This window comes from Rhodococcus sp. IEGM 1305, assembly GCF_030058635.1.
GTDB lineage: Bacteria > Actinomycetota > Actinomycetes > Mycobacteriales > Mycobacteriaceae > Rhodococcus_F > Rhodococcus_F opacus_D.
The window spans coordinates 1-23,152 of the sequence record NZ_JASHKX010000006.1 but is presented as its reverse complement, the minus strand read 5'-3'; the positions used below and the strand labels follow the sequence as shown (position 1 = coordinate 23,152).

The 23,152-nt window shown below is 67.9% G+C and carries 21 protein-coding genes and 1 rRNA gene; 19 read left to right on the top strand and 3 right to left on the bottom strand.

The annotated features are described in order from the left end of the window. Positions 1-43: 43 nt before the first annotated feature. From rpmI to QM693_RS12560, 16 genes are all read left to right on the top strand, one after another. A complete protein-coding gene (rpmI, locus tag QM693_RS12635; protein WP_005247390.1) occupies positions 44-238 on the top strand; it encodes a 50S ribosomal protein L35 in 195 nt (64 codons plus the stop codon). Positions 239-301: 63 nt separating this feature from the next. Further along, a complete protein-coding gene (gene rplT, locus QM693_RS12630; protein WP_005247385.1) occupies positions 302-691 on the top strand; it encodes a 50S ribosomal protein L20 in 390 nt (129 codons plus the stop codon). Between the two features lie 56 nt (positions 692-747). Next, positions 748-1,557: a TrmH family RNA methyltransferase gene (locus tag QM693_RS12625; protein ID WP_283334324.1), complete on the top strand. Its 810-nt coding sequence runs from the start codon at positions 748-750 to the stop codon at positions 1,555-1,557. A 94-nt stretch (positions 1,558-1,651) separates the two neighbouring features. Further along, positions 1,652-2,737 carry a phenylalanine--tRNA ligase subunit alpha gene (gene pheS / locus QM693_RS12620; protein ID WP_283334325.1) on the top strand — a complete coding sequence of 362 codons (1,086 nt, stop codon included), beginning with the start codon at positions 1,652-1,654 and terminating at the stop codon, positions 2,735-2,737. Positions 2,738-2,804: 67 nt separating this feature from the next. Then, the gene (gene pheT / locus QM693_RS12615; protein ID WP_283352509.1) at positions 2,805-5,291 is read left to right on the top strand and encodes a phenylalanine--tRNA ligase subunit beta; all 2,487 of its coding nucleotides are present in this window, start codon (positions 2,805-2,807) and stop codon (positions 5,289-5,291) included. Positions 5,292-5,335: 44 nt separating this feature from the next. Continuing rightward, positions 5,336-5,734, top strand: a complete 399-nt coding sequence (locus QM693_RS12610) for a hypothetical protein (protein WP_280782479.1) — start codon at positions 5,336-5,338, stop codon at positions 5,732-5,734. Positions 5,735-5,802: 68 nt separating this feature from the next. Then, positions 5,803-6,858 carry an N-acetyl-gamma-glutamyl-phosphate reductase gene (gene argC / locus QM693_RS12605; RefSeq protein ID WP_283352508.1) on the top strand — a complete coding sequence of 352 codons (1,056 nt, stop codon included), beginning with the start codon at positions 5,803-5,805 and terminating at the stop codon, positions 6,856-6,858. Then, positions 6,855-8,099 carry a bifunctional glutamate N-acetyltransferase/amino-acid acetyltransferase ArgJ gene (gene argJ, locus QM693_RS12600; protein WP_283352507.1) on the top strand — a complete coding sequence of 415 codons (1,245 nt, stop codon included), beginning with the start codon at positions 6,855-6,857 and terminating at the stop codon, positions 8,097-8,099. Before argC ends, argJ begins: the two co-directional genes overlap by 4 nt. Further along, a complete protein-coding gene (gene argB, locus QM693_RS12595) occupies positions 8,096-9,022 on the top strand; it encodes an acetylglutamate kinase (RefSeq protein ID WP_283352506.1) in 927 nt (308 codons plus the stop codon). The genes argJ and argB overlap by 4 nt, the downstream gene beginning before the upstream one ends. After that, positions 9,019-10,218 carry an acetylornithine transaminase gene (locus QM693_RS12590; protein ID WP_280782476.1) on the top strand — a complete coding sequence of 400 codons (1,200 nt, stop codon included), beginning with the start codon at positions 9,019-9,021 and terminating at the stop codon, positions 10,216-10,218. Before argB ends, QM693_RS12590 begins: the two co-directional genes overlap by 4 nt. Beyond that, on the top strand, positions 10,215-11,162 hold the full coding sequence (gene argF, locus QM693_RS12585; protein ID WP_283352505.1) for an ornithine carbamoyltransferase: 948 nt from the start codon (positions 10,215-10,217) through the stop codon (positions 11,160-11,162). The genes QM693_RS12590 and argF overlap by 4 nt, the downstream gene beginning before the upstream one ends. Next, positions 11,159-11,743 (top strand): arginine repressor, encoded by a 585-nt coding sequence (locus tag QM693_RS12580; protein WP_280782474.1) that lies wholly within the window; start codon positions 11,159-11,161, stop codon positions 11,741-11,743. The genes argF and QM693_RS12580 overlap by 4 nt, the downstream gene beginning before the upstream one ends. A 47-nt stretch (positions 11,744-11,790) precedes the next feature. Further along, a complete protein-coding gene (locus QM693_RS12575; protein WP_009473614.1) occupies positions 11,791-12,990 on the top strand; it encodes an argininosuccinate synthase in 1,200 nt (399 codons plus the stop codon). 2 nt (positions 12,991-12,992) lie between these two features. Next, positions 12,993-14,411: an argininosuccinate lyase gene (argH, locus tag QM693_RS12570; RefSeq protein WP_280782473.1), complete on the top strand. Its 1,419-nt coding sequence runs from the start codon at positions 12,993-12,995 to the stop codon at positions 14,409-14,411. A gap of 106 nt (positions 14,412-14,517) precedes the next feature. Then, complete coding sequence (locus tag QM693_RS12565) at positions 14,518-17,508, top strand: acyl-CoA synthetase (RefSeq protein WP_283334329.1); 2,991 nt, start codon at positions 14,518-14,520, stop codon at positions 17,506-17,508. 38 nt (positions 17,509-17,546) lie between these two features. Next, positions 17,547-17,759 carry a Trm112 family protein gene (locus tag QM693_RS12560; protein WP_005247353.1) on the top strand — a complete coding sequence of 71 codons (213 nt, stop codon included), beginning with the start codon at positions 17,547-17,549 and terminating at the stop codon, positions 17,757-17,759. Positions 17,760-17,784: 25 nt separating this feature from the next. On the opposite strand, the gene QM693_RS12555 is transcribed toward QM693_RS12560, so the two are convergent. The 3 genes from QM693_RS12555 to QM693_RS12545 are packed head-to-tail and all read right to left on the bottom strand — an operon-like array spanning position 17,785 to position 19,894. Continuing rightward, positions 17,785-18,411 (bottom strand): TetR/AcrR family transcriptional regulator, encoded by a 627-nt coding sequence (locus QM693_RS12555; RefSeq protein ID WP_283352504.1) that lies wholly within the window; start codon positions 18,409-18,411, stop codon positions 17,785-17,787. Beyond that, positions 18,408-19,163 carry an ABC transporter permease gene (locus QM693_RS12550; RefSeq protein WP_280782470.1) on the bottom strand — a complete coding sequence of 252 codons (756 nt, stop codon included), beginning with the start codon at positions 19,161-19,163 and terminating at the stop codon, positions 18,408-18,410. The genes QM693_RS12555 and QM693_RS12550 overlap by 4 nt, the downstream gene beginning before the upstream one ends. Further along, positions 19,163-19,894 (bottom strand): ABC transporter ATP-binding protein, encoded by a 732-nt coding sequence (locus QM693_RS12545; RefSeq protein WP_283352503.1) that lies wholly within the window; start codon positions 19,892-19,894, stop codon positions 19,163-19,165. The genes QM693_RS12550 and QM693_RS12545 overlap by 1 nt, the downstream gene beginning before the upstream one ends. 39 nt (positions 19,895-19,933) lie before the next feature. Between QM693_RS12545 and QM693_RS12540 the strand changes: the two genes are divergently transcribed. The 3 genes from QM693_RS12540 to QM693_RS12530 all read left to right on the top strand — a co-directional run. After that, positions 19,934-20,605, top strand: coding sequence for a DNA-3-methyladenine glycosylase (locus QM693_RS12540; RefSeq protein ID WP_283352502.1), 672 nt, complete (start codon positions 19,934-19,936; stop codon positions 20,603-20,605). An 8-nt stretch (positions 20,606-20,613) separates the two neighbouring features. Next, entirely contained in the window at positions 20,614-21,891 is a 1,278-nt protein-coding gene (gene tyrS, locus QM693_RS12535) for a tyrosine--tRNA ligase (RefSeq protein WP_280782467.1), read from the top strand. Positions 21,892-22,494: 603 nt separating this feature from the next. Continuing rightward, positions 22,495-23,152: ribosomal RNA gene (locus QM693_RS12530) — 16S ribosomal RNA — on the top strand; the annotation flags it as partial.

Genomic DNA, 23,152 nt, shown 5'->3' with positions numbered 1-23,152 from the left:
CACGACCCGGATCACGGTCCGGATACAGAGAACTGAGGACTCCATGCCCAAGTCGAAGACCCACAGCGGCACCGCGAAGCGATTCAAGGTGTCCGGCAGCGGAAAGATCCTGCGCCAGAAGGCCGGTCGCCGCCACCTGCTCGAGCACAAGGCCACGAAGGTGACCCGTCGCCTCGATGGCGTGGCTGTCGTCAGCAAGGCTGACACTCCTCGCATCAAGCGCCTGCTCGACATCTGAGTCGACACCCTTTTACTGACCACCCGGGGCAGCTCACCGCCCCAAGATTGACAGGATTTTTCAGTGGCACGCGTAAAGAGGGCGGTAAACGCCCAGAAGAAGCGTCGTTCGATTCTCGAAGCCTCCAGCGGCTACCGCGGACAGCGCTCGCGCCTGTACCGCAAGGCGAAGGAACAGCAGCTCCACTCGCTGACCTACGCCTACCGTGACCGCCGTGCGCGCAAGGGCGACTTCCGCAAGCTGTGGATCACGCGTATCAACGCTGCTGCACGGGCGAACGACATCACGTACAACCGCCTGATCCAGGGTCTGCGTCTGGCCGAGATCGAGGTCGACCGCAAGAACCTCGCCGAGCTGGCCGTGTCCGACGCGGCGGCGTTCGCCGGCCTCGTGGCCCTCGCCAAGGCGGCGCTCCCGGCTGACGTGAACGCTCCGGCCGGAGAAGCGGCCTGAGTCTCGCAGCACCCCGGCCTTCAGAGCCCCGGCCTTCAGAGCCTCGGAAACGACCCGTGGACCCGCTCACCGAGCGCACTCCACGGGTCGTTTCTGCTGTCAAGCTGCTGCGCACCGCGGAACGCCGCAAGGTCGGGCGCTTCCTGGTGGAGGGCGAGAACTCCGTCGGCGAGGCACTCGACACCCGTCCCGTGCACGATCTCTTCTACACCGAGGACGCCGAGCAGCGGTACGCGAGGCTGATCGACCGGGCACACACGGCGGGCGTCCGTACGTCGTTGGTGACGGACCGGGCGGTTCGAGCGCTCAGCGACACGGTGACCCCGCCGGGTCTCGTCGCGGTGTGCGATCTCCTCGACGTTCCGCTGGCGGAGGCGATCGGACCCGGAACCCGTCTGCTCGCGGTCCCGGTGGCGGTCGCGGAGCCGGGTAACGCGGGCACCGTCATCCGGGTCGCGGACGCGGTGGGCGCGGACGCGGCCATTCTCGCGGGCGACAGCGTCGACCCGCACAACGGCAAATGCGTCCGGGCGTCCGCCGGAAGCCTGTTCCACCTTCCGGTGGTGCGTGAACGGGACACCGCGGCGGTCCTCGACAGCATCAGCGCGGCGGGAATTCAATTGCTCGCCACGGCGGCCGACGGCGAGGTCGATCTGGACGACGCCGACGAACTGCTGGCCCGCCCCACGGCGTGGCTGTTCGGCAACGAGGCCCACGGCCTCGACGCGGCCACGTCCGCGCGAGCCGATTACCGGGTGCGGATTCCGATCCACGGTCGAGCCGAGAGCCTCAACCTGGCGACGGCGGCGTCGATCTGCCTGTATTCGAGCGCACGGGTCCAGAATCGCAAGCGAACCGACAGCTGAACCGGCGAAAATCGGATCGCATAGGATTTGACGGCGAGCTGTTTCGGTTTCGTCGAGAGTGTTGACTGAAAGAACTTAAGGAGTGGCACCGGTCGTGGCTAAAAAAGAGGGCGCTGCCTCCACGGGCGTCGAAGGCGGCGCGGTCGATGCGAGTGCGCTCACCGAGGACGCTCTGACTGCGGCAGCGGAGAGCGCCGAGAAGGCGTTCGCGTCGGTGGCGGATCTCGACGACCTGGCGAAGGCCAAGGTCGAGCACATGGGCGACAAGTCGCCGATCGCCCTCGCCCGACGCGGACTCGGAGCCCTCCCGGGCAAGGAGAAGGCCGACGCAGGCAAGCGCGTGAACGTCGCCCGCACCCGGATCAGTGCGGCGTTCGACGAGCGCCGCGCCGTCCTGCTCGCCGAACGGGACGCGGCCGTGCTCGTGGCCGAGGCCATCGACGTGACCCTGCCGTCGCAGCGTCAGCCGGTGGGCGCCCGCCACCCGATCAGCATCATCTCCGAGCAGGTCGAGGACGTGTTCGTCGCGATGGGCTGGGAGGTCGCCGAGGGCCCGGAGGTGGAGACCGAGCACTTCAACTTCGATGCCCTCAACTTCCTGCCCGATCACCCCGCGCGGACGATGCAGGACACGTTCCACATCGCACCGGAGGGCTCGCGCCAGGTGCTCCGCACGCACACGTCGCCGGTACAGGTGCGGACCATGCTCTCGCGCGAGGTGCCGATCTACGTGGTGTGCCCCGGGCGGACGTTCCGCACCGACGAACTCGACGCAACCCACACCCCGGTCTTCTCTCAGGTGGAGGGTCTCGCCGTCGACAAGGGCCTCACCATGGCCCACCTGCGCGGCACGCTCGACGCGTTCGCCCGCGCACTGTTCGGTCCCGAGACCCGCACCCGGATGCGCCCGAACTACTTCCCGTTCACGGAACCGTCCGCCGAGGTGGACGTCTGGTTCCCGAACAAGAAGGGTGGCGCAGGCTGGGTCGAGTGGGGCGGCTGCGGAATGGTCAACCCGAATGTGCTGCGCGCCTCCGGCATCGACCCCGACGTGTACACCGGGTTCGCGTTCGGCATGGGGCTCGAGCGCACACTCCAGTTCCGGAACGGGATCCCGGACATGCGCGACATCGTCGAGGGCGACGTGCGGTTCACGCTGCCCTTCGGTGTCCAGGGCTGACTTCGCGTCACCCGAATCCCGCCCACCACAGTCACGACATCTTCACGAACGAGAGAGCTGAGCAGACGTGCGAGTAGCGCAATCCTGGCTGACCGAGATCCTCCAGCGTGCCACCCCGGACTGGGACGTCACCGCCGAGGAACTCGACGCAGGTTTCGTCCGGGTCGGGCTCGAGGTCGAGGAAGTCGACCGGCTCGAACCCGTCGACGGCCCCCTCGTGGTCGGCAAGGTTCTCGAGATCACCGAGCTCACCGAGTTCAAGAAGCCGATCCGCTTCTGCAAGGTGGATGTGGGGGCGGCCGAACCGCAGGGCATCGTGTGCGGCGCCCGGAACTTCGCCGTAGGCGACCTCGTGGTGGTCGCACTCCCCGGCGCAGTCCTTCCCGGTGGTTTCGCCATCGCGTCCCGCAAGACGTACGGGCAGGTCTCCGACGGGATGATCTGCTCGGTGGCCGAACTCGGCATCGGCAAGGACCACTCGGGCATCCTCGTCCTCGAGCCGGGCACCGCGCTCCCCGGCGCGGACGCCAACGAGTTGATGGGCCTGCACGACACGGTCATCGAACTCAACATCACCCCGGACCGCGGCTACTGCTTCTCCGTCCGCGGGCTCACCCGTGAACTGGCGTGCGGGTTCGACCTCGACTTCGCCGACCCGGCGTCGGTGGCGCCGTACCCGGCGGAGGGGGAGGCCTGGCCGATCCGCGTCGAGCCGGAGTCGAAGGCGACGCGTTTCGCCGCCCGCCGGGTGACGGGTATCGATCCGAAGGCGGTCAGCCCGTGGTGGCTGCAGCGCCGCCTGCTGCTGTCGGGGGTCCGCCCGATCTCGCCGGCCGTCGACGTCACCAATTACGTTCTGCTCGAACTGGGCCAGCCGCTGCACGCGTTCGATGCCGCGAAGATCAGCGGCGAACTCGTCGTGCGCCGCGCGGTGGCGGGGGAGAAGCTGACCACTCTCGACGAGACCGAGCGCGTCCTCGACCCCGAGGACGTCGTGATCTCGGACGATTCGGGCGTCGTGTCGCTGGCCGGGATCATGGGTGGCGCGTCCACCGAGGTCGGGTCGGAAACCACCGACATCCTGCTCGAGGCGGCCACGTGGGATCCGCTCGCGGTGTTCAAGACCGCGCGCAGGCACAAGCTGTCGAGCGAGGCCAGCAAGCGTTTCGAGCGTGTGGTCGACCCCGAGATCCCCGTCGCGGCACTGGACCGGGCGGCCGCGCTGCTCGTCGACATCGCCGGCGGGCGGGTCGAGCCGGCGCTCACCGACATCGGTGAGGTCACCCCGCACGAGCCCATCCACATGGACATCGACCTCCCCGACCGCGTGGCGGGTGTCGACTACCCCACCGGCACCGCTGCGCGCCGGCTCACGCAGATCGGCTGCAACGTCGAGGTCGGGGTCAGCGACAGCGGACACGGTCAGCTCGTCGCCGGTCCGCCGTCCTGGCGGCCCGATCTGGTGCAGCCCGCCGACCTGGTGGAGGAGGTGCTGCGCCTCGAGGGGCTCGAGAAGATTCCGTCGGTGCTGCCCGCAGCCCCCGCGGGTCGTGGGTTGACTCCGGCGCAGCGCCGCAAACGCGCGGTCGGCCGGGCTCTGGCGTTCTCGGGATACGTCGAGATCCTGCCTCCGGTCTTCCTTCCCACGGCGATATTCGACACGTGGGGCCTGGACCCCGAGGATCCGCGTAGGAACACCAGCACGGTGCTGAACCCGCTCGAATCGGATCGGCCGGAACTGGCCACCACGCTCCTTCCCGGACTTCTCGAGGTTCTCGCGCGCAACGTCTCCCGCGGTCAGCGCGACCTGTCGCTGTTCGGCATCGCGCAGGTCGTGCTGCCCGGCGCCGACACCAAGCCGGTCGAGGCACTGCCGGTGGATCGCCGCCCGACCGACGAACAGATCACGGCACTGCTGCAGTCGTTGCCGGACCAGCCGGTGCACGTGGCGGCGGTGCTCACGGGGCAGCGTGAGCCGAGCGGCCCGTGGGGCGCGGGACGCGCAGCCGACGCCACCGACGCGTTCGCCGCCGCCCGGACGGTCGCTGCCGCCGCCGGTGTCGAACTGGAGTTCCGCGCGACGCAATACCTGCCGTGGCACCCGGGCCGCGGCGCGGAACTGCTCGTGAACGGTGTCGTCGTCGGCCACGCGGGCGAGTTGCATCCCGCCGTGCTCGAGCGCGCCGGGCTTCCCCCGCGGACGAGTGCCGTGGAGATCGATCTGGACGCCCTGCCGCTGGTGGAGAACCTGCCCGCGCCGAAGGTCTCACCCTTCCCCGCGGTCCTTCAGGACGTGGCGGTCGTGGTCGACACGGCGGTACCCGCCGCCGAGGTCCAGGCGGCCCTGCGGTCGGGTGGAGGAGAGCTCCTCGAGGACATCCGGCTGTTCGACGTGTTCGAAGGTGCGCAGGTCGGGGAGGGCCGGAAGTCGCTGGCGTTCGCGCTGCGATTCCGCGGCGTCGACCGCACCCTGACCGAGGACGAGGCGAGCGCCGCCCGCGACGCCGCGGTGGCCGCGGCGTCCGCTGCCGTGGGTGCCGAACTGCGCAGCTGACCCGTAGCCTGGGTGGAGGGCCCGAGGCGGTGAGGAGCAGTGCGATGACCGAAGTGCGCGACGTCGTGGCGGCGGCGAGTCAGTTGACCGACGCCGAGTTCCTCGAGGTGGTGCGCGCGGTGGCCGCGGGTCGTCCGGGTCTCGGGGCGCTCCTCGCGGCGGTGGACGTGGGCGCGGCGATTCCGGCCGAGGATCCGGTGACCGCGGAGGTCGTGCCCCACATCGCGCCCGCTGTGCCCGAGCCGGACTACACGCCGGGCGGGGTCCCGACGTTCGACCGCGTGCGTGAGCGGATCGAGGGCCGGTTCGGGACGGCGATGGGCTCCTCCGAACTCGCGCACGACAGCCCGTCGGGGCAGTCGCTGGACGAGGCGTGGGAGAAGCGGGAGAAGGCGGGAAAGGCCAAGCTCGACGAGATTCGGCGGTCGCTCGGCAAGCAGTGACCACGCATTCCGTCCCGTCGAGAGACCGCGGTGTGTATTAGCTTGCATGATGATGCATAATCAATCGTATGACTGAGCACGCGGGAAAACCGATCAGGATTGCCGTCGCCGGCGCGAGCGGATACGCCGGTGGCGAAGTGCTGCGTCTGCTGCTGGGGCACCCGTCGTATGCGGACGGTTCGCTCGTCATCGGCGCGCTCACTGCCGGCGGCAACGCCGGATCGACTCTGGGCTCGCACCATCCGCACCTGCTTCCGCTCGCCGAACGAGTGCTCGAGGACACCACCGTCGAGACGCTCGCCGGGCACGACGTGGTGTTTCTCGGTCTGCCGCACGGCAATTCGGCGCAGTACGCGAAGGCGCTGCCCGAGTCCACGGTCATCATCGACTGCGGCGCCGACTTCCGGCTGACGAACGCCGAGGACTGGGAGCGGTACTACAAGAGCCCGCACGCAGGCAGCTGGCCGTACGGACTCCCGGAACTGCCGGGTGCCCGCGAGAAACTCGTCGGCGCCACACGCATCGCCGTCCCCGGGTGCTTCCCGACGGTGTCGAGCCTGGCGATGGCCCCGGCGGTCGCGGCGGGTGTCGTCGAACCGCGGGTCACGATCGTCGCCGTCACCGGTGCCTCCGGCGCGGGCCGCGCACCCAAGGCCGACCTGCTCGGCTCCGAGGTGATGGGTTCGGTCCGTGCCTACGGTGTCGGCGGCGTGCACCGCCACACCCCGGAGATCATCCAGAACCTCTCCGAACTCGCCGGTCAGCGCGTCACCGTGTCGTTCACCCCCGTGCTGGCGCCGATGCCGCGCGGCATCCTCGCCACCTGCACCGCGGCCACCACGGCGTCCGAGGACGAGGTGCGCGCGATCTACGAAAAGGCGTACGCGGACGAGCCGTTCGTGCACGTCCTGCCCCAGGGTGTGCTGCCGCAGACCGGTGCCGTCGTCGGATCGAACGCGGTCCAGATCGCGGTGACGGTCGACGCCGACGCCGGTCAAATCGTCGTGGTCGCGGTGATCGACAACCTTGCGAAGGGCACCGCCGGCGGAGCGGTGCAATCGATGAATCTTGCGCTTGGACTACCCGAGACCGCCGGTCTCTCGACAGTGGGAGTTGCCCCGTGAGCAGTGACAGCACGATCGATCCGCACCCGACCCGGGAGGTCGCCGGCGGCACCCTGGTCCGAACCCAGGGAGTGTCGGGGCCCGCGGGCTTCCGCGCGGCCGGGATCAAGGCGGGTATCAAGGCGAGCGGCAACGCCGACCTGGCTCTCGTCGTCAACGAGGGACCCGAGCTCGCGGCGGCCGGCGTCTTCACCGCGAACAAGGTGAAGGCCGCCCCCGTGCTGTGGTCGCAGCAGGTGCTCACCACGGGCAGGCTGCGCGCCGTCGTGCTCAATTCCGGTGGGGCCAACGCGTGCACGGGTGCGGGCGGGTTCCAGGACGCGCACAAGACGGCCGAGGAAGTGGCATCCGCGCTGAGCAACTGGGGAACCGAGACCGGAGCCGTCGAGGTCGCGGTGTGTTCCACTGGTCTGATCGGCGACCGCCTGCCGATGGAGAAGGTCCTGGCCGGGGTCACGGAGGCGGTGCACGAACTCGCCGGGGGAATCTTGGGTGGCACCGACGCCGCGTACGCGATCATGACCACCGACACGGTGCCGAAGCAGGCCGCCCTGCACCATGCGGACAAGTGGAACGTGGGCGGAATGGCGAAGGGCGCAGGCATGCTGGCCCCCGCGCTGGCGACGATGCTGTGCGTCGTGACGACCGACGCCGTCGCGACCGCGGCGCAACTCGACGCTGCGCTGCGGGCGGCCACCCGGGTGACGTTCGATCGGCTGGACGTCGACGGTGCCACGTCGACCAACGACACGGTGCTGCTGCTGGCGTCCGGTGCGAGCAACGTGACACCGACCCAGGACGAACTGAATGCGGCCGTGACGGCCGTCTGCGACGATCTGGCCGATCAGATGATGGCCGACGCGGAGGGCGTCACCAAGCGGGTGCGGATCACGGTCCGCGGCGCGGTCAGCGAGGACGACGCCCTGATCGGCGCCCGGACGGTGGCGCGGGACAGTCTCGTCAAGACGGCGCTGTTCGGATCCGACCCCAACTGGGGCAGGGTACTCGCCGCCATCGGCATCGCGCCGATCGAACTGGACCCCGACACGATCTCGGTGTCGTTCAACGGCGCCCCCGTCTGCATCGACGGCGTCGGCGCACCGGGTGCGCGGGACGTGGACCTGAGCGACATCGACATCTCCCTGGACATCGACCTCGGTCTGGGCGAGCACGCCGTGACCATCCGGACCACCGACCTGTCGCACGCGTATGTCGAAGAGAACTCGGCGTATTCGTCATGACAGCGACCAGCGAGGCACTTAGCGGCGTCACCGATCACCAGAAGGCGCACGTCCTGGCGGAGGCTCTGCCGTGGCTGCAGCAGTTCCGTGACAAGGTCGTCGTCGTGAAGTACGGCGGCAACGCCATGGTCGACGACGCGCTGAAGACGGCGTTCGCGGCCGACATGGCGTTCCTGCGGACGGTCGGAATTCATCCGGTCGTCGTGCACGGCGGCGGCCCCCAGATCAATGCCATGCTCGGAAAGCTCGGCATGACAGGCGAATTCAAGGGCGGCTTCCGCGTCACCACTCCCGAGGTCATGGACGTCGTCCGGATGGTGCTGTTCGGTCAGGTCGGCCGCGAACTGGTCGGACTGATCAACGCGCACGGACCGTACGCCGTCGGCATCTCCGGTGAGGACGCGCACCTGTTCACCGCCACCAAGCGCACCGTGATGGTCGAGGGCACGCCGACCGACATCGGTCTCGTCGGCGACGTCACGACGGTGAACCCGGAGGCCGTCCTGGATCTGATCCGTGCGGGCCGAATTCCCGTGGTGTCCACCATCGCCCCCGACTCGGACGGTGTGGTGCACAACATCAACGCCGACACCGCCGCCGCCGCGCTCGCCGAGGCCATCGGCGCCGAGAAGCTCGTGGTCCTCACGGATGTCGAAGGGCTGTACACGAACTGGCCGGACCGCGATTCGCTGGCCACCGAGATCGACGTGGACGCGCTCGCGCAACTGCTGCCCAGCCTCGACGCCGGCATGGTGCCCAAGATGGAGGCCTGCCTGCGCGCCGTCCGCGGCGGCGTGCCCACCGCGCACGTCATCGACGGCCGCGTCGCCCATTCCGTTCTGCTCGAACTGTTCACCGGCGAGGGCATCGGCACGATGGTCACGCCCGGCCCGACTTCACCTACCGAGGGAGTTGCCTCATGACCGGAACCCCGGAACTCCAGCAGCGCTGGTCCGGCGCTCTGATGAACACGTACGGCGTCCCCCGGGTGGCACTGACGCGTGGTCAGGGAGCGGTGCTGACCGACGCCGACGGCAAGGAGTACGTCGACTTCCTCGCCGGCATCGCCGTCAACATCCTCGGGCACGCGCACCCGGCGATCATCGAGGCCGTCACGACGCAGTTGTCGACCCTCGGGCACGTGTCGAACCTGTACGCCAGCGAGCCGGCGATCGAACTGGCCGAGAAGCTGCTTTCCCACCTGGGCGCCCCCGGACGTGTCTTCCTGTGCAATTCCGGCACCGAGGCCAACGAGGCGGCGTTCAAGCTCGCGCGGGCCACGGGCCGATCGAAGATCATCGCCGCGGAGAACTCCTTTCACGGCCGGACGATGGGTGCTCTCGCGCTCACCGGCCAGGCCGCCAAGCGCGCGCCGTTCGAGCCGATGCCCCCGGGTGTCGAGCACGTGCCGTACGGCGATCTCGACGCACTCGATCGCGCCGTCGACGCTGACACCGCTGCCGTGTTCCTGGAGCCGATGATGGGTGAGGGCGGTGTCGTCGTTCCGCCGGAGGGATACCTCGCGGGCGCACGGCGGATTACCGCCGATCGCGGCGCCCTGCTCGTGCTCGACGAAGTGCAGACCGGGATCGGGCGCACGGGCTGGTTCTACGCACACCAGGCGGTCGGGATCGTGCCCGACGTCATGACCCTCGCGAAGGGTCTCGGTGGCGGGATGCCGATCGGCGCGTGCATCGCGACCGGCGCGGCCGCGGACCTGTTCGGGCCGGGCAAGCACGGCACGACGTTCGGCGGGAACCCCGTCTGCGCGTCGGCGGCGCTCGCCGTGCTGCGGACGATCGCCGAGGACGACCTCATCTCCCGCGCCGACACGCTCGGCAAGTCGCTGTCGGCCGGCATCGAAGGTCTCGGACATCCGCTGATCGACCACGTTCGCGGCGCCGGGCTGCTGCTCGGCATCGTCCTGACCCAGGACGTGGCCCCCGCGGTGGAGAACAGCGCGCGCGAGGCCGGATACCTGATCAACGCCGCGCAACCGGGCGTCGTCCGGCTGGCTCCGCCCCTGGTCCTCACGGACGATCAGGCCGAAGGTTTCGTCGCGGCGCTGCCCGCGATTCTCGACAACGCGCAATCGGCCGCTCAGCCGGGAAAGCAGTGACGACCGTGGTGAAACATTTTCTCCGGGACGACGACCTCACCCCTGCACAGCAGGCCGAGGTCCTCGAACTCGCCGCCAGGCTGAAGAAGGCTCCGTTCGCGGAGCGTCCGCTCGAAGGCCCCCGTGGGGTCGGCGTGATCTTCGAGAAGAATTCGACGCGCACCCGGTTCTCGTTCGAGATGGGCATCGCGCAGCTCGGCGGTCACGCGATCGTCGTCGACGGTCGCAGCACCCAACTCGGCCGCGAGGAGACGCTGCAGGACACGGGCCGTGTCCTGTCGCGGTACGTCGACGCCGTGGTGTGGCGCACGTTCGGGCAGAAGCGGCTCGAGGCGATGGCGTCCGGCGCCGACGTCCCGATCGTCAACGCGCTGTCCGACGAGTTCCACCCGTGCCAGGTCCTGGCCGATCTGCAGACGCTCGTGGAGCGGAAGGGTTCGCTGAAGGGGCTGAAGCTCACCTACCTCGGCGACGGCGCCAACAACATGGCGCACTCGCTGATGCTGGGCGGTGTGACCGCGGGAGTCGACGTGACCATCGCCAGCCCCGAGGGATTCGCGCCCCTGCCGTGGGTGGTCGAGGCGGCCCGGGCGCGGGCGGCCGAGACCGGCGCGACCATCACACTCACCGGTGACCCACAGACGGCGGTCGTCGGCGCGGACGCACTCGTCACCGACACCTGGACGTCGATGGGCCAGGAGAACGACGGGCTCGACCGCGTCGGCCCGTTCCGCCCGTTCCAGATCAACGAGGCGCTGCTCGCAAAGGCCGACGCCGACGCGGTGGTCCTGCACTGCCTGCCCGCCCACCGCGGGGAGGAGATCACCGACGACGTCCTCGACGGACCGCAGAGCGTCGTCTGGGACGAGGCGGAGAACCGGCTGCACGCACAGAAGGCACTGCTGGTGTGGCTGCTCGCACAGCGAACCGGGGACCGTCCGTGAGTGCGGCACCTCCGCAGAGTGCAGGTGCGGCTCAGCCGCAGCGTGCAGGTGCGGCACCGCCGCAGCGTGCAAGTGCGGCACCGCCGCAGCGCCCCGCGAACGCGGCGACGGCACCCACACGGGCGGGACGGCAGGCACGCATCGTCGCGATCCTGTCGAACAACCCGGTCCGCAGCCAGACCGAACTCGCGGCGCTGCTCGCCGCCGAGGGCATCGACGCCACCCAGGCCACGCTGTCGCGGGACCTCGAGGAACTGGGTGCCGTGAAGCTTCGCGCCGCAGACGGCGGCGCCGGGGTCTACGTGGTGCCCGAGGACGGAAATCCCGTCCGCGGCGTCTCCGGCGGAACCGACCGGCTGTCGCGGTTGCTGGGGGAGTTACTGGTGTCGACCGATGCCAGTGGCAACATGGCGGTGCTGCGAACTCCCCCGGGGGCAGCGCACTATCTGGCGAGTGCACTCGATCGGGCATCATTACCTGACGTCGTGGGAACCATCGCGGGGGATGACACCATTCTCGTGGTGGCACGGGAGCCGCTGAGCGGGGCGGAACTCGCGGCCAAGATCGAATCCCTCGCCTGACAACTGAATCATCTCTACAGATCTTCAACCTAAGGAGCACAAGGACCATGGCCGATCGCGTCGTACTCGCCTACTCGGGCGGGCTGGACACCTCAGTCGCCATCAGCTGGATCGGCAAGGAGACGGGCAAGGAAGTTGTTGCTGTCGCCATCGATCTCGGCCAGGGCGGCGAGGACATGGAGGTCGTGCGTCAGCGTGCACTCGACTGCGGTGCGGTCGAGTCGGTCGTGGTGGATGCGCGCGACGAGTTCGCCGACGAATACTGCCTGCCGACCATCCAGGCCAACGCCCTCTACATGGACCGCTACCCGCTCGTGTCGGCCATCAGCCGCCCGCTGATCGTCAAGCACCTCGTCGAGGCCGCGCGTGCCCACGGCGGCACCACGGTCGCGCACGGCTGCACCGGCAAGGGCAACGACCAGGTCCGGTTCGAGGTCGGCTTCGGATCGCTCGCCCCCGACCTGGACGTCATCGCACCGGTCCGCGACTACGCGTGGACCCGGGAGAAGGCGATCGCGTTCGCCGAGGAGAACGAGATCCCGATCAACGTCTCCAAGAAGTCGCCGTTCTCGATCGACCAGAACGTGTGGGGCCGCGCCGTCGAGACCGGGTTCCTCGAGGACCTGTGGAACGCGCCGACCAAGGACGTCTACGACTACACGCAGGACCCGACCGTCAACTGGCAGGCACCCGACGAGCTGATCATCAGCTTCGAGGCCGGCCGGCCCGTCGCGATCGACGGCAAGCCGGTCAGCGTCCTCGAAGCGATCCAGGAGCTCAACCGCCGCGCCGGCGCTCAGGGTGTCGGCCGCCTCGACGTCGTCGAGGACCGTCTCGTCGGCATCAAGAGCCGTGAGATCTACGAGGCTCCCGGAGCGATGGTCCTCATCAACGCCCACCAGGAACTCGAGCACGTCACGCAGGAACGCGAACTCGGCCGCTACAAGCGTCAGACCGAGCAGCGCTGGAGCGAGCTGGTGTACGACGGCCTCTGGTTCTCCCCGCTGAAGGTCGCGCTGGACACGTTCATCGAGAAGACGCAGGAACGCGTCTCCGGCGACATCCGGCTGGTGCTGCACGGCGGTGCGATCATCGTCAACGGCCGCCGCAGCAACGAGTCGCTGTACGACTTCAACCTGGCGACCTACGACGAGGGCGACACGTTCGACCAGTCCTACGCCAAGGGATTCGTGCAGATCCACGGACTGTCCTCGAAGGTCGCGGCGAAGCGCGATCTGGGCCTCTAGGGATGAGTGCTCACGGCACCAACGAAGGAGCCCTCTGGGGCGGCCGGTTCGAGTCCGGACCGGCCGCCGCCATGGCGGCGCTGAGCAAGTCCACCCACTTCGACTGGGTGCTGGCCCCGTACGACGTGCGCGCGTCCCAGGCGCATGCCCGGGTGCTGCACAAGGCCGGCCTGCTCGGTGACGAGGACCTGGCGGCGATGCTCGACGGTCTCGGCAGGCTCGCGGCGGACGTCGCGAGCGGCGAGTTCGTCCCGAGCGAATCCGACGAGGACGTGCACGGGGCGCTCGAGCGCGGGCTGATCGATCGGGTCGGTCCGGAGGTCGGGGGACGCCTGCGCGCCGGGCGTTCGCGCAACGATCAGGTGGCGACGCTGTTCCGGATGTGGCTGCGGGACGCCGTCCGCCGGGTGGCGGCGGGTGTTCTCGACGTCGTCGATGCCCTCGCGACGCAGGCAGCCGCGCACCCCTCCGCGGTGATGCCGGGCAAGACCCACCTGCAGGCCGCGCAGCCGGTGCTGCTCGCGCACCACCTGCTGGCGCACACGCATCCGTTGCTTCGTGACGTTCAGCGGCTGCGGGACTTCGACGTGCGGGCGGCCGTGTCGCCGTACGGTTCCGGAGCGTTGGCCGGCTCGTCACTCGGACTCGATCCCGAGGCGATCGCCGCGGAACTCGCCTTCGATTCGTCGGCCGAGAACTCGATCGACGCCACGTCGTCGCGGGACTTCGCGGCCGAGGCGGCGTTCGTGCTCGCGATGATCGGCGTCGACCTGTCGCGGATGGCCGAGGAGGTGATCCTGTGGAGCACTCCGGAATTCGGCTACATCACGCTCGCCGACGCCTGGTCGACCGGCTCGTCGATCATGCCGCAGAAGAAGAACCCGGACGTGTCCGAGCTCACCCGCGGCAAGTCCGGGCGGCTGATCGGTAACCTGACGGGTCTGCTGGCCACCCTGAAGGCGCAGCCGCTCGCGTACAACCGGGATCTGCAGGAGGACAAGGAGCCGGTCTTCGATTCGGTGGCGCAGCTCGAGTTGCTGCTCCCGGCGATCACCGGACTGGTCTCCACTCTCGAATTCCACACGGACCGAATGGCGGAACTGGCACCGGCGGGATTCACGCTGGCCACCGACATCGCCGAGTGGCTCGTTCGTCAGGGCGTCCCGTTCCGGGTCGCGCACGAGGCGGCGGGGGCGTGCGTCCGCGTTGCCGAGGCGCGGGGCGTCGGACTCGAGGATCTCACCGACGACGAACTCGCCGGGGTCGATCCGGCGCTCACTCCGGACGTGCGGGAGGTCCTCACCGTCGAGGGCTCGATCGCCTCGCGTAACGCCCGCGGCGGTACGGCCGGTATCCGTGTGGCCGAACAGTTGGGCGGGGTCCGTCAGCTGTCCGAGTCGCTGCGTGAGTGGTGTCGATGACGCCCGTGTCGGACGCCCCGGATTAGGGGCTGTGTGACGCGTCGAGCGCAGTAGGGTGAGGGCGGGCGGCAGTGAGACGTGCGTCACGGTTCGAGAGTCTGGGAGAGTGTTCGTGGGACTGAATACCGAAACGGTGATGGGCCCGATCCGTCGCGTGGTGGCGACGGCGCAGAACGGGTTGGAGGTAGTTCGCCTCGGCGGACTCGAGACGGACCTCACCACGTCGCCGTTCGAGGTGGTCGAACGCGCACCGATGTATCGGCTCCGCAGGTATTTCCCCGACACCGACCCTGCCGACGCCGGGCCCCCCATCGTCCTGGTCCCGCCGATGATGATGTCGGCCGACGTCTACGACGTGACCCGGGATCAAGGCGCAGTCGGCATCCTGCACTCGATGGGGATCGACCCGTGGGTGGTCGACTTCGGATCGCCGGATTCCGAAGAGGGCGGGTGGGATCGGAATCTCGCCGACCACATCGTCGCGATCAGCGAGATCATCGACCAGGTGCGGGCGCACACCGGTCGCGACGTCTACCTGTCCGGATACTCGCAGGGCGGCATGTTCGCCTACCAGGCCGCCGCCTATCGCCGCAGTCGCAACATCGCCGGCCTCGTGACGTTCGGCAGTCCGGTCGACACGCTCGCCGGGCTGCCGTTCGGCATCCCGGCGGGGTTCGCCACCGACGCTGCCGGCTTCCTCGCGGACCACGTCTTCAACCGGCTCGCGGTGTCGGGGTGGATGGCGCGCACCGGTTTTCAGCTTCTCGATCCCGTCAAGACACTGAAGTCGAGGCTCGACTTCCTGCGTCAGTTGCACGACCGGGAAGCGTTGTTGCCGCGGGAGCAGCAGCGGCGCTTCCTCGCGACGGAGGGCTGGGTGGCGTGGTCCGGTCCTGCTGTTGCGGATTTGCTCAAGCAGTTCATCGTGCACAACCGCATGATGACCGGCGGGTTCGTGATCAAGGACCAGGTCGTGTCGCTCGCGGAGTTGACCTGCCCCATCCTCGCGTTCGTCGGGGAAGTCGACGACATCGGTCAGCCGTTGGCCGTCCGCGGTATCCGCCGGGCCGCCCCACGGGCGAATGTGTACGAATCAACTTTGCGGGCAGGACATTTCGGCCTCGTCGTCGGTTCGGCTGCGGCGACCCACACGTGGCCCACGACCGGGAAATGGGTGCTGTGGAACGAGGGTCTCGGCCCACGGCCCACCAATATCGAGCTCATGCGCTACGACGAACATTTCGGCAGCGAATCCGGAGTCTCCATCAGCGACCGCATCATTCACACCGTGGCGTCGGTCGCCGAGGTCGGCGTCGGTGTCGGCAAGGGGATCAGTGATTTCGCTTCGGGGGCGCTGCGGGGAACGGTGGAGCTGTCCGGCGAGGCCACGCGGGCGCTGCCACGGCTGGCCCGGCTCGGTCAGATCCAGCCCCACACCCAGATCTCGCTCAGCCGGTTGCTGGCCGAACAGGGGCGGAAGGCGCCGGGCGGCGAGTGCTTCCTCTTCGACAATCGCGTCCACACCTACGCGGCGGTCAATCAGCGGATCGACAACGTGGTGCGCGGCCTGATCCAGGCCGGTGTCCGTCCCGCCGCTCACGTCGGCGTCGTGATGCAGACGCGCCCGAGTGCGCTCGCCGCCATCGCGGCGCTGTCCCGTCTCGGTGCCGTGGCTGTCCTCCTGCCCCCGGGCCGGGAGGTCCACACCGCGATCCGCATCGACGGTGTCGAACGCATCGTCACCGACCCGGAGAATCTCGACGCGGCGATCGCGACCGGGATGCAGGTCCTGGTTCTGGGCGGTGGCGACCAGCGCGACCTCGACGTCGATCCCTCGGCGAACGTCGTGGACCTCGAGAAGATCGACCCCGCCGCAGTGACACTGCCGGGCTGGTACCGGCCCGATCCCGGTCTGGCTCGTGAACTGGCATTCATCATCTGCAGTGAGTCCAACGGCCATTGGGAGACGAAACAGATCACCAATTACCGGTGGGCGCTGTCGGCGTTCGGAACGGCATCGGCCGCCGATCTGGACCGTGGCGACACCGTATATTGCCTTGCACCCCTGCATCATTCGTCGAGTCTGCTGGCAGCGATCGGTGGTGCCGTGGCAGGTGGCTCCCGGATCGCGCTCTCACGCGGAGTCGATCCCGAGCGGTTCGCCGAGGAAGTCCACCGCTACGGGGTGACCGTGGTGAGCTACACGTGGACGATGATGCGAGAAATCCTCGACGCCGAGAACCTCGCGCTCGACGGCAGTCACCCCGTCCGGCTCTTCATCGGATCCGGAATGCCGCAGGGGTTGTGGCGTCGCACGACGGAGCGGTTCGCACCGGCGAAAGTCCTCGAGTTCTACGCGTCCACCGAGGGCGACGTGGTTCTCGCGAACGTCGCAGGCGCGAAGGTCGGGGCAAAGGGACGCCCCCTCCCGGGGAGCGCGGAGGTCCGGCTCGCGGCCTACGACCCGATCGCCGGCCGACTGCTGGAGGACGAGCAGGGGTTCATCCGGGAATGCCAGGACGACGAGGTCGGTCTGCTCCTCGGCAGGGCGGGCGTGCACGCCGAGATGTCCGGCGGCGCGATGCGGGGGATCTTTGCCGCGGGCGACGCCTGGATTCCGACGGAGAACCTCTTCCGTCGCGACGCCGACGGGGACTACTGGCTGGTCGACCACCGGAAGACCGTCATCGCGACTCCGAGGGGAGCCGTGTTCACCCAGCCGATCGTCGATGCGCTCGTGTCCGTCGATCGCGTCGACCTCGCTGTTGCCTACGGGGTGGAGGTCGGAGGCCGGACACTGGCCGTGGCCGCGTTCACCCTCCGCGAAGGGCGGGCGCCGAGGCTGGCGGAAATCTCCGACGCCTTCGAGGTGCTTCCTCCCGCGCTGCGACCCGACATCATCCAGGTGGTGGAGGACATCCCGCTGGGGTCCTCGTACCGTCCGAACGCCGAGGCGCTGAGCGCGGCCGGACTGCCCAAGCCGGGAACCCGTGTGTGGTACGTCGATCCGGAATCGCAGCAGTACAAGCGACTGACGAAGGCGGTGGCCGCGGAGTTTCAGAACGGCTCGGCCGGGGTGCCTGCCGGCGCGCGGTAACCTGACACTGCTCACCCGAACGGTTGGAGAGGACTTCCGTGGTTATTGATCCGACGTTGCTCGGCATTCTCGCGTGCCCACAGGACAAGGGTCCTCTGCTGTTGGTCGGCGACGAGTTGCTCTACAACCCTCGCCTGCGACGGGCGTATCCCATCGAGAACGGGATTCCCGTCCTCCTCATCGACGAGGCCCGGGACGTCGGCGCGGACGAGCACGAGACGTTGCTCGCCCGGGCTGCCGGCGAGGCCTGATCACACCTGACTCGGGTGAGCCCGATCACACCGGCAGAGCGCCGGTGAGGTAGCGCTGCAACGTCGGTCCGACGATCGCGACGAGGTCGTCGACGGGCAGCGACGCGAGTGGCTCGAATTCGAGGATGTACCGCGTCACCAGAACCCCGGCCATCTGGGATGCCACCAGCTGCATGCGCAGCATCCCGGTTCCCGGCGGCTCGTCGACGCGCGGTCCGAGGTCTCGGAGCACGACCTCCAGCAGGAACGTGCGAATGAGATTGGGTTCGTTTCCCGCCATCGCGGACCGGAACGCCGCGACCACGGCGGGCTTGTGGGGCGACTCCCAGATGGAGAAGACGGCCCGGGCGAGGTGCCTACCGACCTCGCCCGTCGGAAGGTCGAGCACCGGAGCGATCACTTGCGTCGGATCCACGGGAATGTCCACCGAGGCGAGGAACAGATCTCGTTTCGTTCCGAAGTAGTGGTGGATCAGGGCGGAGTCGACGCCGGCCCCGGTGGCCACGGAGCGCACGCTGGTTTTGTCGAAGCCGTTCTGTGCAAACAGTTTCCGTGCACTCGCCAGGATTCGTGACCGTGTGTCCGGGTTGCCCGGGCGTCGTCCAGTGCGCAGACCCGGGGTGGCGTCCGCGCGTGTCGCGGGGCCGGTCATGGTGTGCGACGCCTCAGGGTCGCGGCGCCCAGCGACAGTGCGAGGAGCGCGAAGGCGGCGACCACCGCCAGGTCGCGCCACATGAGCCCCGTCGCCCCGGGATGGGTGGCGACCTGTTGCAGCGCCTCGACCGCGTAGCTCAGCGGGAGGACGTTGCTGATCCACTCGAGCCACGTGGGGAGCTGATCTCGCGGAACGAGCAGACCGCACAGGAAGAGCTGGGGCACCACGACCACCGGCATGAACTGCACCGCCTGGAACTCGGTGCGTGCGAAGGCGCTGCACAACAGGCCGAGGGCGACGCCGAGTATCGCGTTCAGCACGGCGATCAGCAGCACCCACGTCACGCTGCCCTCGGTGGTGAGGCCGAGGAATCCGAACGAGACGACGCAGGCCAGCGCCGCCTGCGCGGCAGCGGCCGTGGAGAACGCGGCAGCGTAGCCGCCGAGCAGGTCGAGTTTGCCCATCGGGGTCGTGAGCAGGCGTTCGAGTGTTCCCGACGTCCGTTCGCGCTGCATCGCGATCGACGTGACGAGGAACATCACGACGAACGGAAGGATGCCGAGCATCGTGATCGCGACGCGCTCGAACAGCGACTGCTGACCGGGCGGCGCCGGAACGTTCTGATACAGGAAGTACAGCAACACCATCAGCAGACTGGGTACCACCAGAATCATGGCGACAGTGCGGTGATCCGTTCGCAGTTGCGCGAGGATCCGTCCTGCAGTGGCCGCGAAGATCGTGACGTTCATCAGTTCTCGCTCCCGACATGTGATGCGCGAATGAGGTTCAGGAAGGCGTCTTCGAGGCTCGTCTCACCGGTCTGCTCCCGGAGTTCGCCGGGGGAGACCTGCGCGAGAACGTAGCCGTCGCGCATGAGGAGCAGCGAAGCGCAATGTTCGGCCTCGTCCATGACGTGGCTCGACACGAGCAGGGTGGTACCGGCGTCGGCGAGGGCTTCGAACCGTTCCCACAATTCGACGCGCAGGAGTGGGTCCAGTCCGACGGTCGGCTCGTCGAGGACGAGGATCTCGGGGCGTGCCACCAGCGCGCAGGCGAGGCTGACCCGTCCCAGCTGTCCTCCCGACAGATCCGCGGCCTTCTGGGTTGCGAAGCGGGTCAACCCCACCGCGTCGACGGCGTCGGTGACCGCGTCCGAGGGCTGGCCGTAGAGCGCGGCGAAGTAGGCCACGTTCTTCTTGACCGAGAGGTCGGCGTACACGCTGGGGGACTGGGTGACGTATCCGACGCGGCTTCGTAACGAGACCGAGCCTGCGGGGGAGCCCAGCACCGTGACCGTCCCTGATTCCACGATCTGCGTGCCGACCACGCACCGCATCAGCGTGGTCTTTCCGCAGCCGGAGGGTCCGAGGAGGCCGGTGATGGATCCGCTCGGCACCTGGACGTCGATGCCGTGCAGCACTTCGTTCTTGCCTCTTCGCACGTGCAGATCTCGGATGTCGATCGCCGGGCTGCCGGTCATGGCGGGCCTCAATTCATCACTGGGTGAATTCATTGCTTGATGAATTATGCGACCGCCGGGGTGGCGACGTCAACGGTTGTGGAGAATCGGGACGTGACCATCGATCGACTTGACCGGGCCGAACCCGTCGACGCCGCGCGAATCGTCCTCGGATCCACGCTGATCGTCGGAGACGTCCGCATCCGCATCGTCGAAGTGGAGGCGTACGGCGGGGAGAAGGACGGCCCGTGGCCCGACCCGGCATCGCACTCGTACCGGGGAAGGACGCCGCGCAACGAGGTGATGTTCGGACCGGCCGGGCATCTGTACGTCTACCGCAGCTACGGAATGCACTTCTGTATGAACGTGTCGTATGGGCCCGTCGGAATCGCGGGCGGGGTGCTGCTCCGGGCGGGCGAAGTGCTCGACGGTTGCTCGACGGTCCAGGCGCGCAGGCCCCGCGTCGCGCGACCCGCGGAGTGGGCGCGCGGTCCCGGCAACCTGGGGTCCGCGACCGGCGTGACCCTCGCGGAGAACGGTGCGGCACTCTTCGAGTCCGATTCACCGGTTCGACTGGAGGTCGGGGAGTCGGACGGCTGGGTGAGTGGCCCCCGGGTCGGTGTCAGCACGGCCGCCGACCGGCCGTGGCGCTTCTGGATTCCCGAGTCGCCGGCCGTGTCCGCGTACCGGAGAAGCCCGCGTGCGATGCCCGCCGACGAGCAGATGGGATGATCGGAGCCGTGACTGAGAACATCATCGATGAACTGACCTGGCGCGGGCTCATCGCCCAATCAACCGATCTGGACGCGCTGCGCCGTGATCTCGACGCCGGACCGGTCACGCTCTATGCCGGTTTCGATCCGACCGGACCGAGTTTGCACGCCGGTCATCTCGTGCCCCTGCTCGCGCTGAAGCGATTCCAGCGTGCGGGCAACCGCCCCATCGTGCTGGCCGGTGGAGCGACCGGTCTGATCGGCGATCCCCGCGACGTCGGTGAGCGGACGATGAACTCCGCCGACACCGTGGCCGAATGGGCCGATCGGATCCGGGGGCAGCTCGAACGTTTCGTCGACTTCGACGACTCGGCGAGCGGCGCGATTATCGAGAACAACATGAACTGGACCGGCAAGCTGTCGGCCATCGACTTCCTGCGCGACGTGGGCAAGCACTTCTCCGTCAACGTGATGCTCGCGAGAGACACCGTCAAGCGGCGCCTCGAATCCGACGGCATGTCCTACACCGAGTTCAGCTACATGCTGCTCCAGGCCAACGACTACCTGCACCTGCGGCGCAGTCACGGCTGCTCGCTGCAGGTCGGCGGCTCCGACCAGTGGGGCAACATCATCGCGGGCGTCGAACTGAACCGTCGCATCGACGCCGAGTCGGTGCACGGGCTGACCGTCCCGCTCGTCACGTCGGCGGACGGCAAGAAGTTCGGGAAGTCGACCGGCGGCGGAAGCCTGTGGCTCGACCCGGAGATGACGAGTCCCTACGCGTGGTACCAGTACTTCGTGAACACCGGCGACGCCGACGTGATCAAGTACCTGCGGTGGTTCACCTTCCTCACGGCCGAGGAGTTGGCGGAACTGGAGACGGCGACGGCCGAGCGGCCGCATGCACGCGAGGCACAGCGAAGGCTCGCCGCCGAGATGACGACGCTCGTGCACGGCGAAGCCAACACTCGCGCGGTGGAGCTCGCGAGCCAGGCACTGTTCGGTCGCGCGGAACTGCAGGACCTGGACGAGCCGACCCTCGGTGCCGCCCTCCGCGAGGCGTCCGTCGCGGAACTTGCGCCGGGGGAGCCCGCGGGCATCGTCGACCTTCTGGTTCTCAGCGGATTGTGCGAGAGCAAGGGTGCAGCCCGCCGCACTGTCAAGGAAGGCGGCGCGTCGGTGAACAACCAGAAGATCTCGAGTGAGGACTGGACCCCGGCACCGACCGATCTGCTGCACGGAACGTGGCTCGTGATTCGCCGGGGAAAGCGCAACTTCGCCGGCATCAAGGTGCTGTCGAACTAGCGTGCGGCGGGTCACACCGGCGTAATTCGGCGGACTCCGGTCCGGTGGCCCGCGCGCAGCGCGGGCCACCAGCGGATTTTACCTGCCGGATGCGTGTGACCTGGGGATTTGACGCTCCGTTTCCCGTCGCGTAACTTATTCCAGGTCAGAGCGACACGGACACCAACCCCGACCGAGAGGCCGGGGACACGAGGTTGGACGCAGGCGCCTGAACTTCCCGAGAATACCGAACTTGGTTCGATGTTTTCGAGATGTCCTGATCGCCCCGGTTTGCGCCGGGAAGCGGCAGGAGATAAGTTGGAGCGGTTGCCCCGGAGCGGCTGGCGAGTGCGTCAGAAGTGATGGTGTGTGCGTGTTCTTTGAGAACTCAACAGTGTGTCGATGAATGTCAGTGCCAAATGTTTTTGGTACTCCGCATCACGGATGATCAACTGGCCCTTCGGGTTTGGTTGTGAGTTGTGGTGTGGGTATTTGCTGGCTCTTCTCCTTCTTCCGTCGGAGGGGGGTCAGTGTTTGAAAATGCTAGTTTGAGTTTTTGATTGCTAGTGATTTGACTCGATGTCTATGACTGATTAGCAGGTTCGCCTGTGAAATCTAGAGTCTTCAACGGAGAGTTTGATCCTGGCTCAGGACGAACGCTGGCGGCGTGCTTAACACATGCAAGTCGAGCGGTAAGGCCCTTCGGGGTACACGAGCGGCGAACGGGTGAGTAACACGTGGGTGATCTGCCCTGCACTTCGGGATAAGCCTGGGAAACTGGGTCTAATACCGGATATGACCTTCGGCTGCATGGCTGAGGGTGGAAAGGTTTACTGGTGCAGGATGGGCCCGCGGCCTATCAGCTTGTTGGTGGGGTAATGGCCTACCAAGGCGACGACGGGTAGCCGACCTGAGAGGGTGACCGGCCACACTGGGACTGAGACACGGCCCAGACTCCTACGGGAGGCAGCAGTGGGGAATATTGCACAATGGGCGAAAGCCTGATGCAGCGACGCCGCGTGAGGGATGACGGCCTTCGGGTTGTAAACCTCTTTCAGCAGGGACGAAGCGAAAGTGACGGTACCTGCAGAAGAAGCACCGGCTAACTACGTGCCAGCAGCCGCGGTAATACGTAGGGTGCAAGCGTTGTCCGGAATTACTGGGCGTAAAGAGTTCGTAGGCGGTTTGTCGCGTCGTTTGTGAAAACTCACAGCTCAACTGTGAGCCTGCAGGCGATACGGGCAGACTTGAGTACTGCAGGGGAGACTGGAATTCCTGGTGT

Coding starts and splice junctions, on each gene's coding strand:
- rpmI (WP_005247390.1), top strand. CDS start 44: ATGCCCAAGTCGAAGACCCACAGCGGCACCGCGAAGCGATTCAAGGTG.
- QM693_RS12610 (WP_280782479.1), top strand. CDS start 5,336: ATGACCGAAGTGCGCGACGTCGTGGCGGCGGCGAGTCAGTTGACCGAC.
- argC (WP_283352508.1), top strand. CDS start 5,803: ATGACTGAGCACGCGGGAAAACCGATCAGGATTGCCGTCGCCGGCGCG.
- argB (WP_283352506.1), top strand. CDS start 8,096: ATGACAGCGACCAGCGAGGCACTTAGCGGCGTCACCGATCACCAGAAG.
- QM693_RS12590 (WP_280782476.1), top strand. CDS start 9,019: ATGACCGGAACCCCGGAACTCCAGCAGCGCTGGTCCGGCGCTCTGATG.
- QM693_RS12575 (WP_009473614.1), top strand. CDS start 11,791: ATGGCCGATCGCGTCGTACTCGCCTACTCGGGCGGGCTGGACACCTCA.
- argH (WP_280782473.1), top strand. CDS start 12,993: ATGAGTGCTCACGGCACCAACGAAGGAGCCCTCTGGGGCGGCCGGTTC.
- QM693_RS12555 (WP_283352504.1), bottom strand. CDS start 18,411: ATGACCGGCCCCGCGACACGCGCGGACGCCACCCCGGGTCTGCGCACT.
- QM693_RS12550 (WP_280782470.1), bottom strand. CDS start 19,163: ATGAACGTCACGATCTTCGCGGCCACTGCAGGACGGATCCTCGCGCAA.
- QM693_RS12545 (WP_283352503.1), bottom strand. CDS start 19,894: ATGACCGGCAGCCCGGCGATCGACATCCGAGATCTGCACGTGCGAAGA.
- QM693_RS12540 (WP_283352502.1), top strand. CDS start 19,934: ATGAATTATGCGACCGCCGGGGTGGCGACGTCAACGGTTGTGGAGAAT.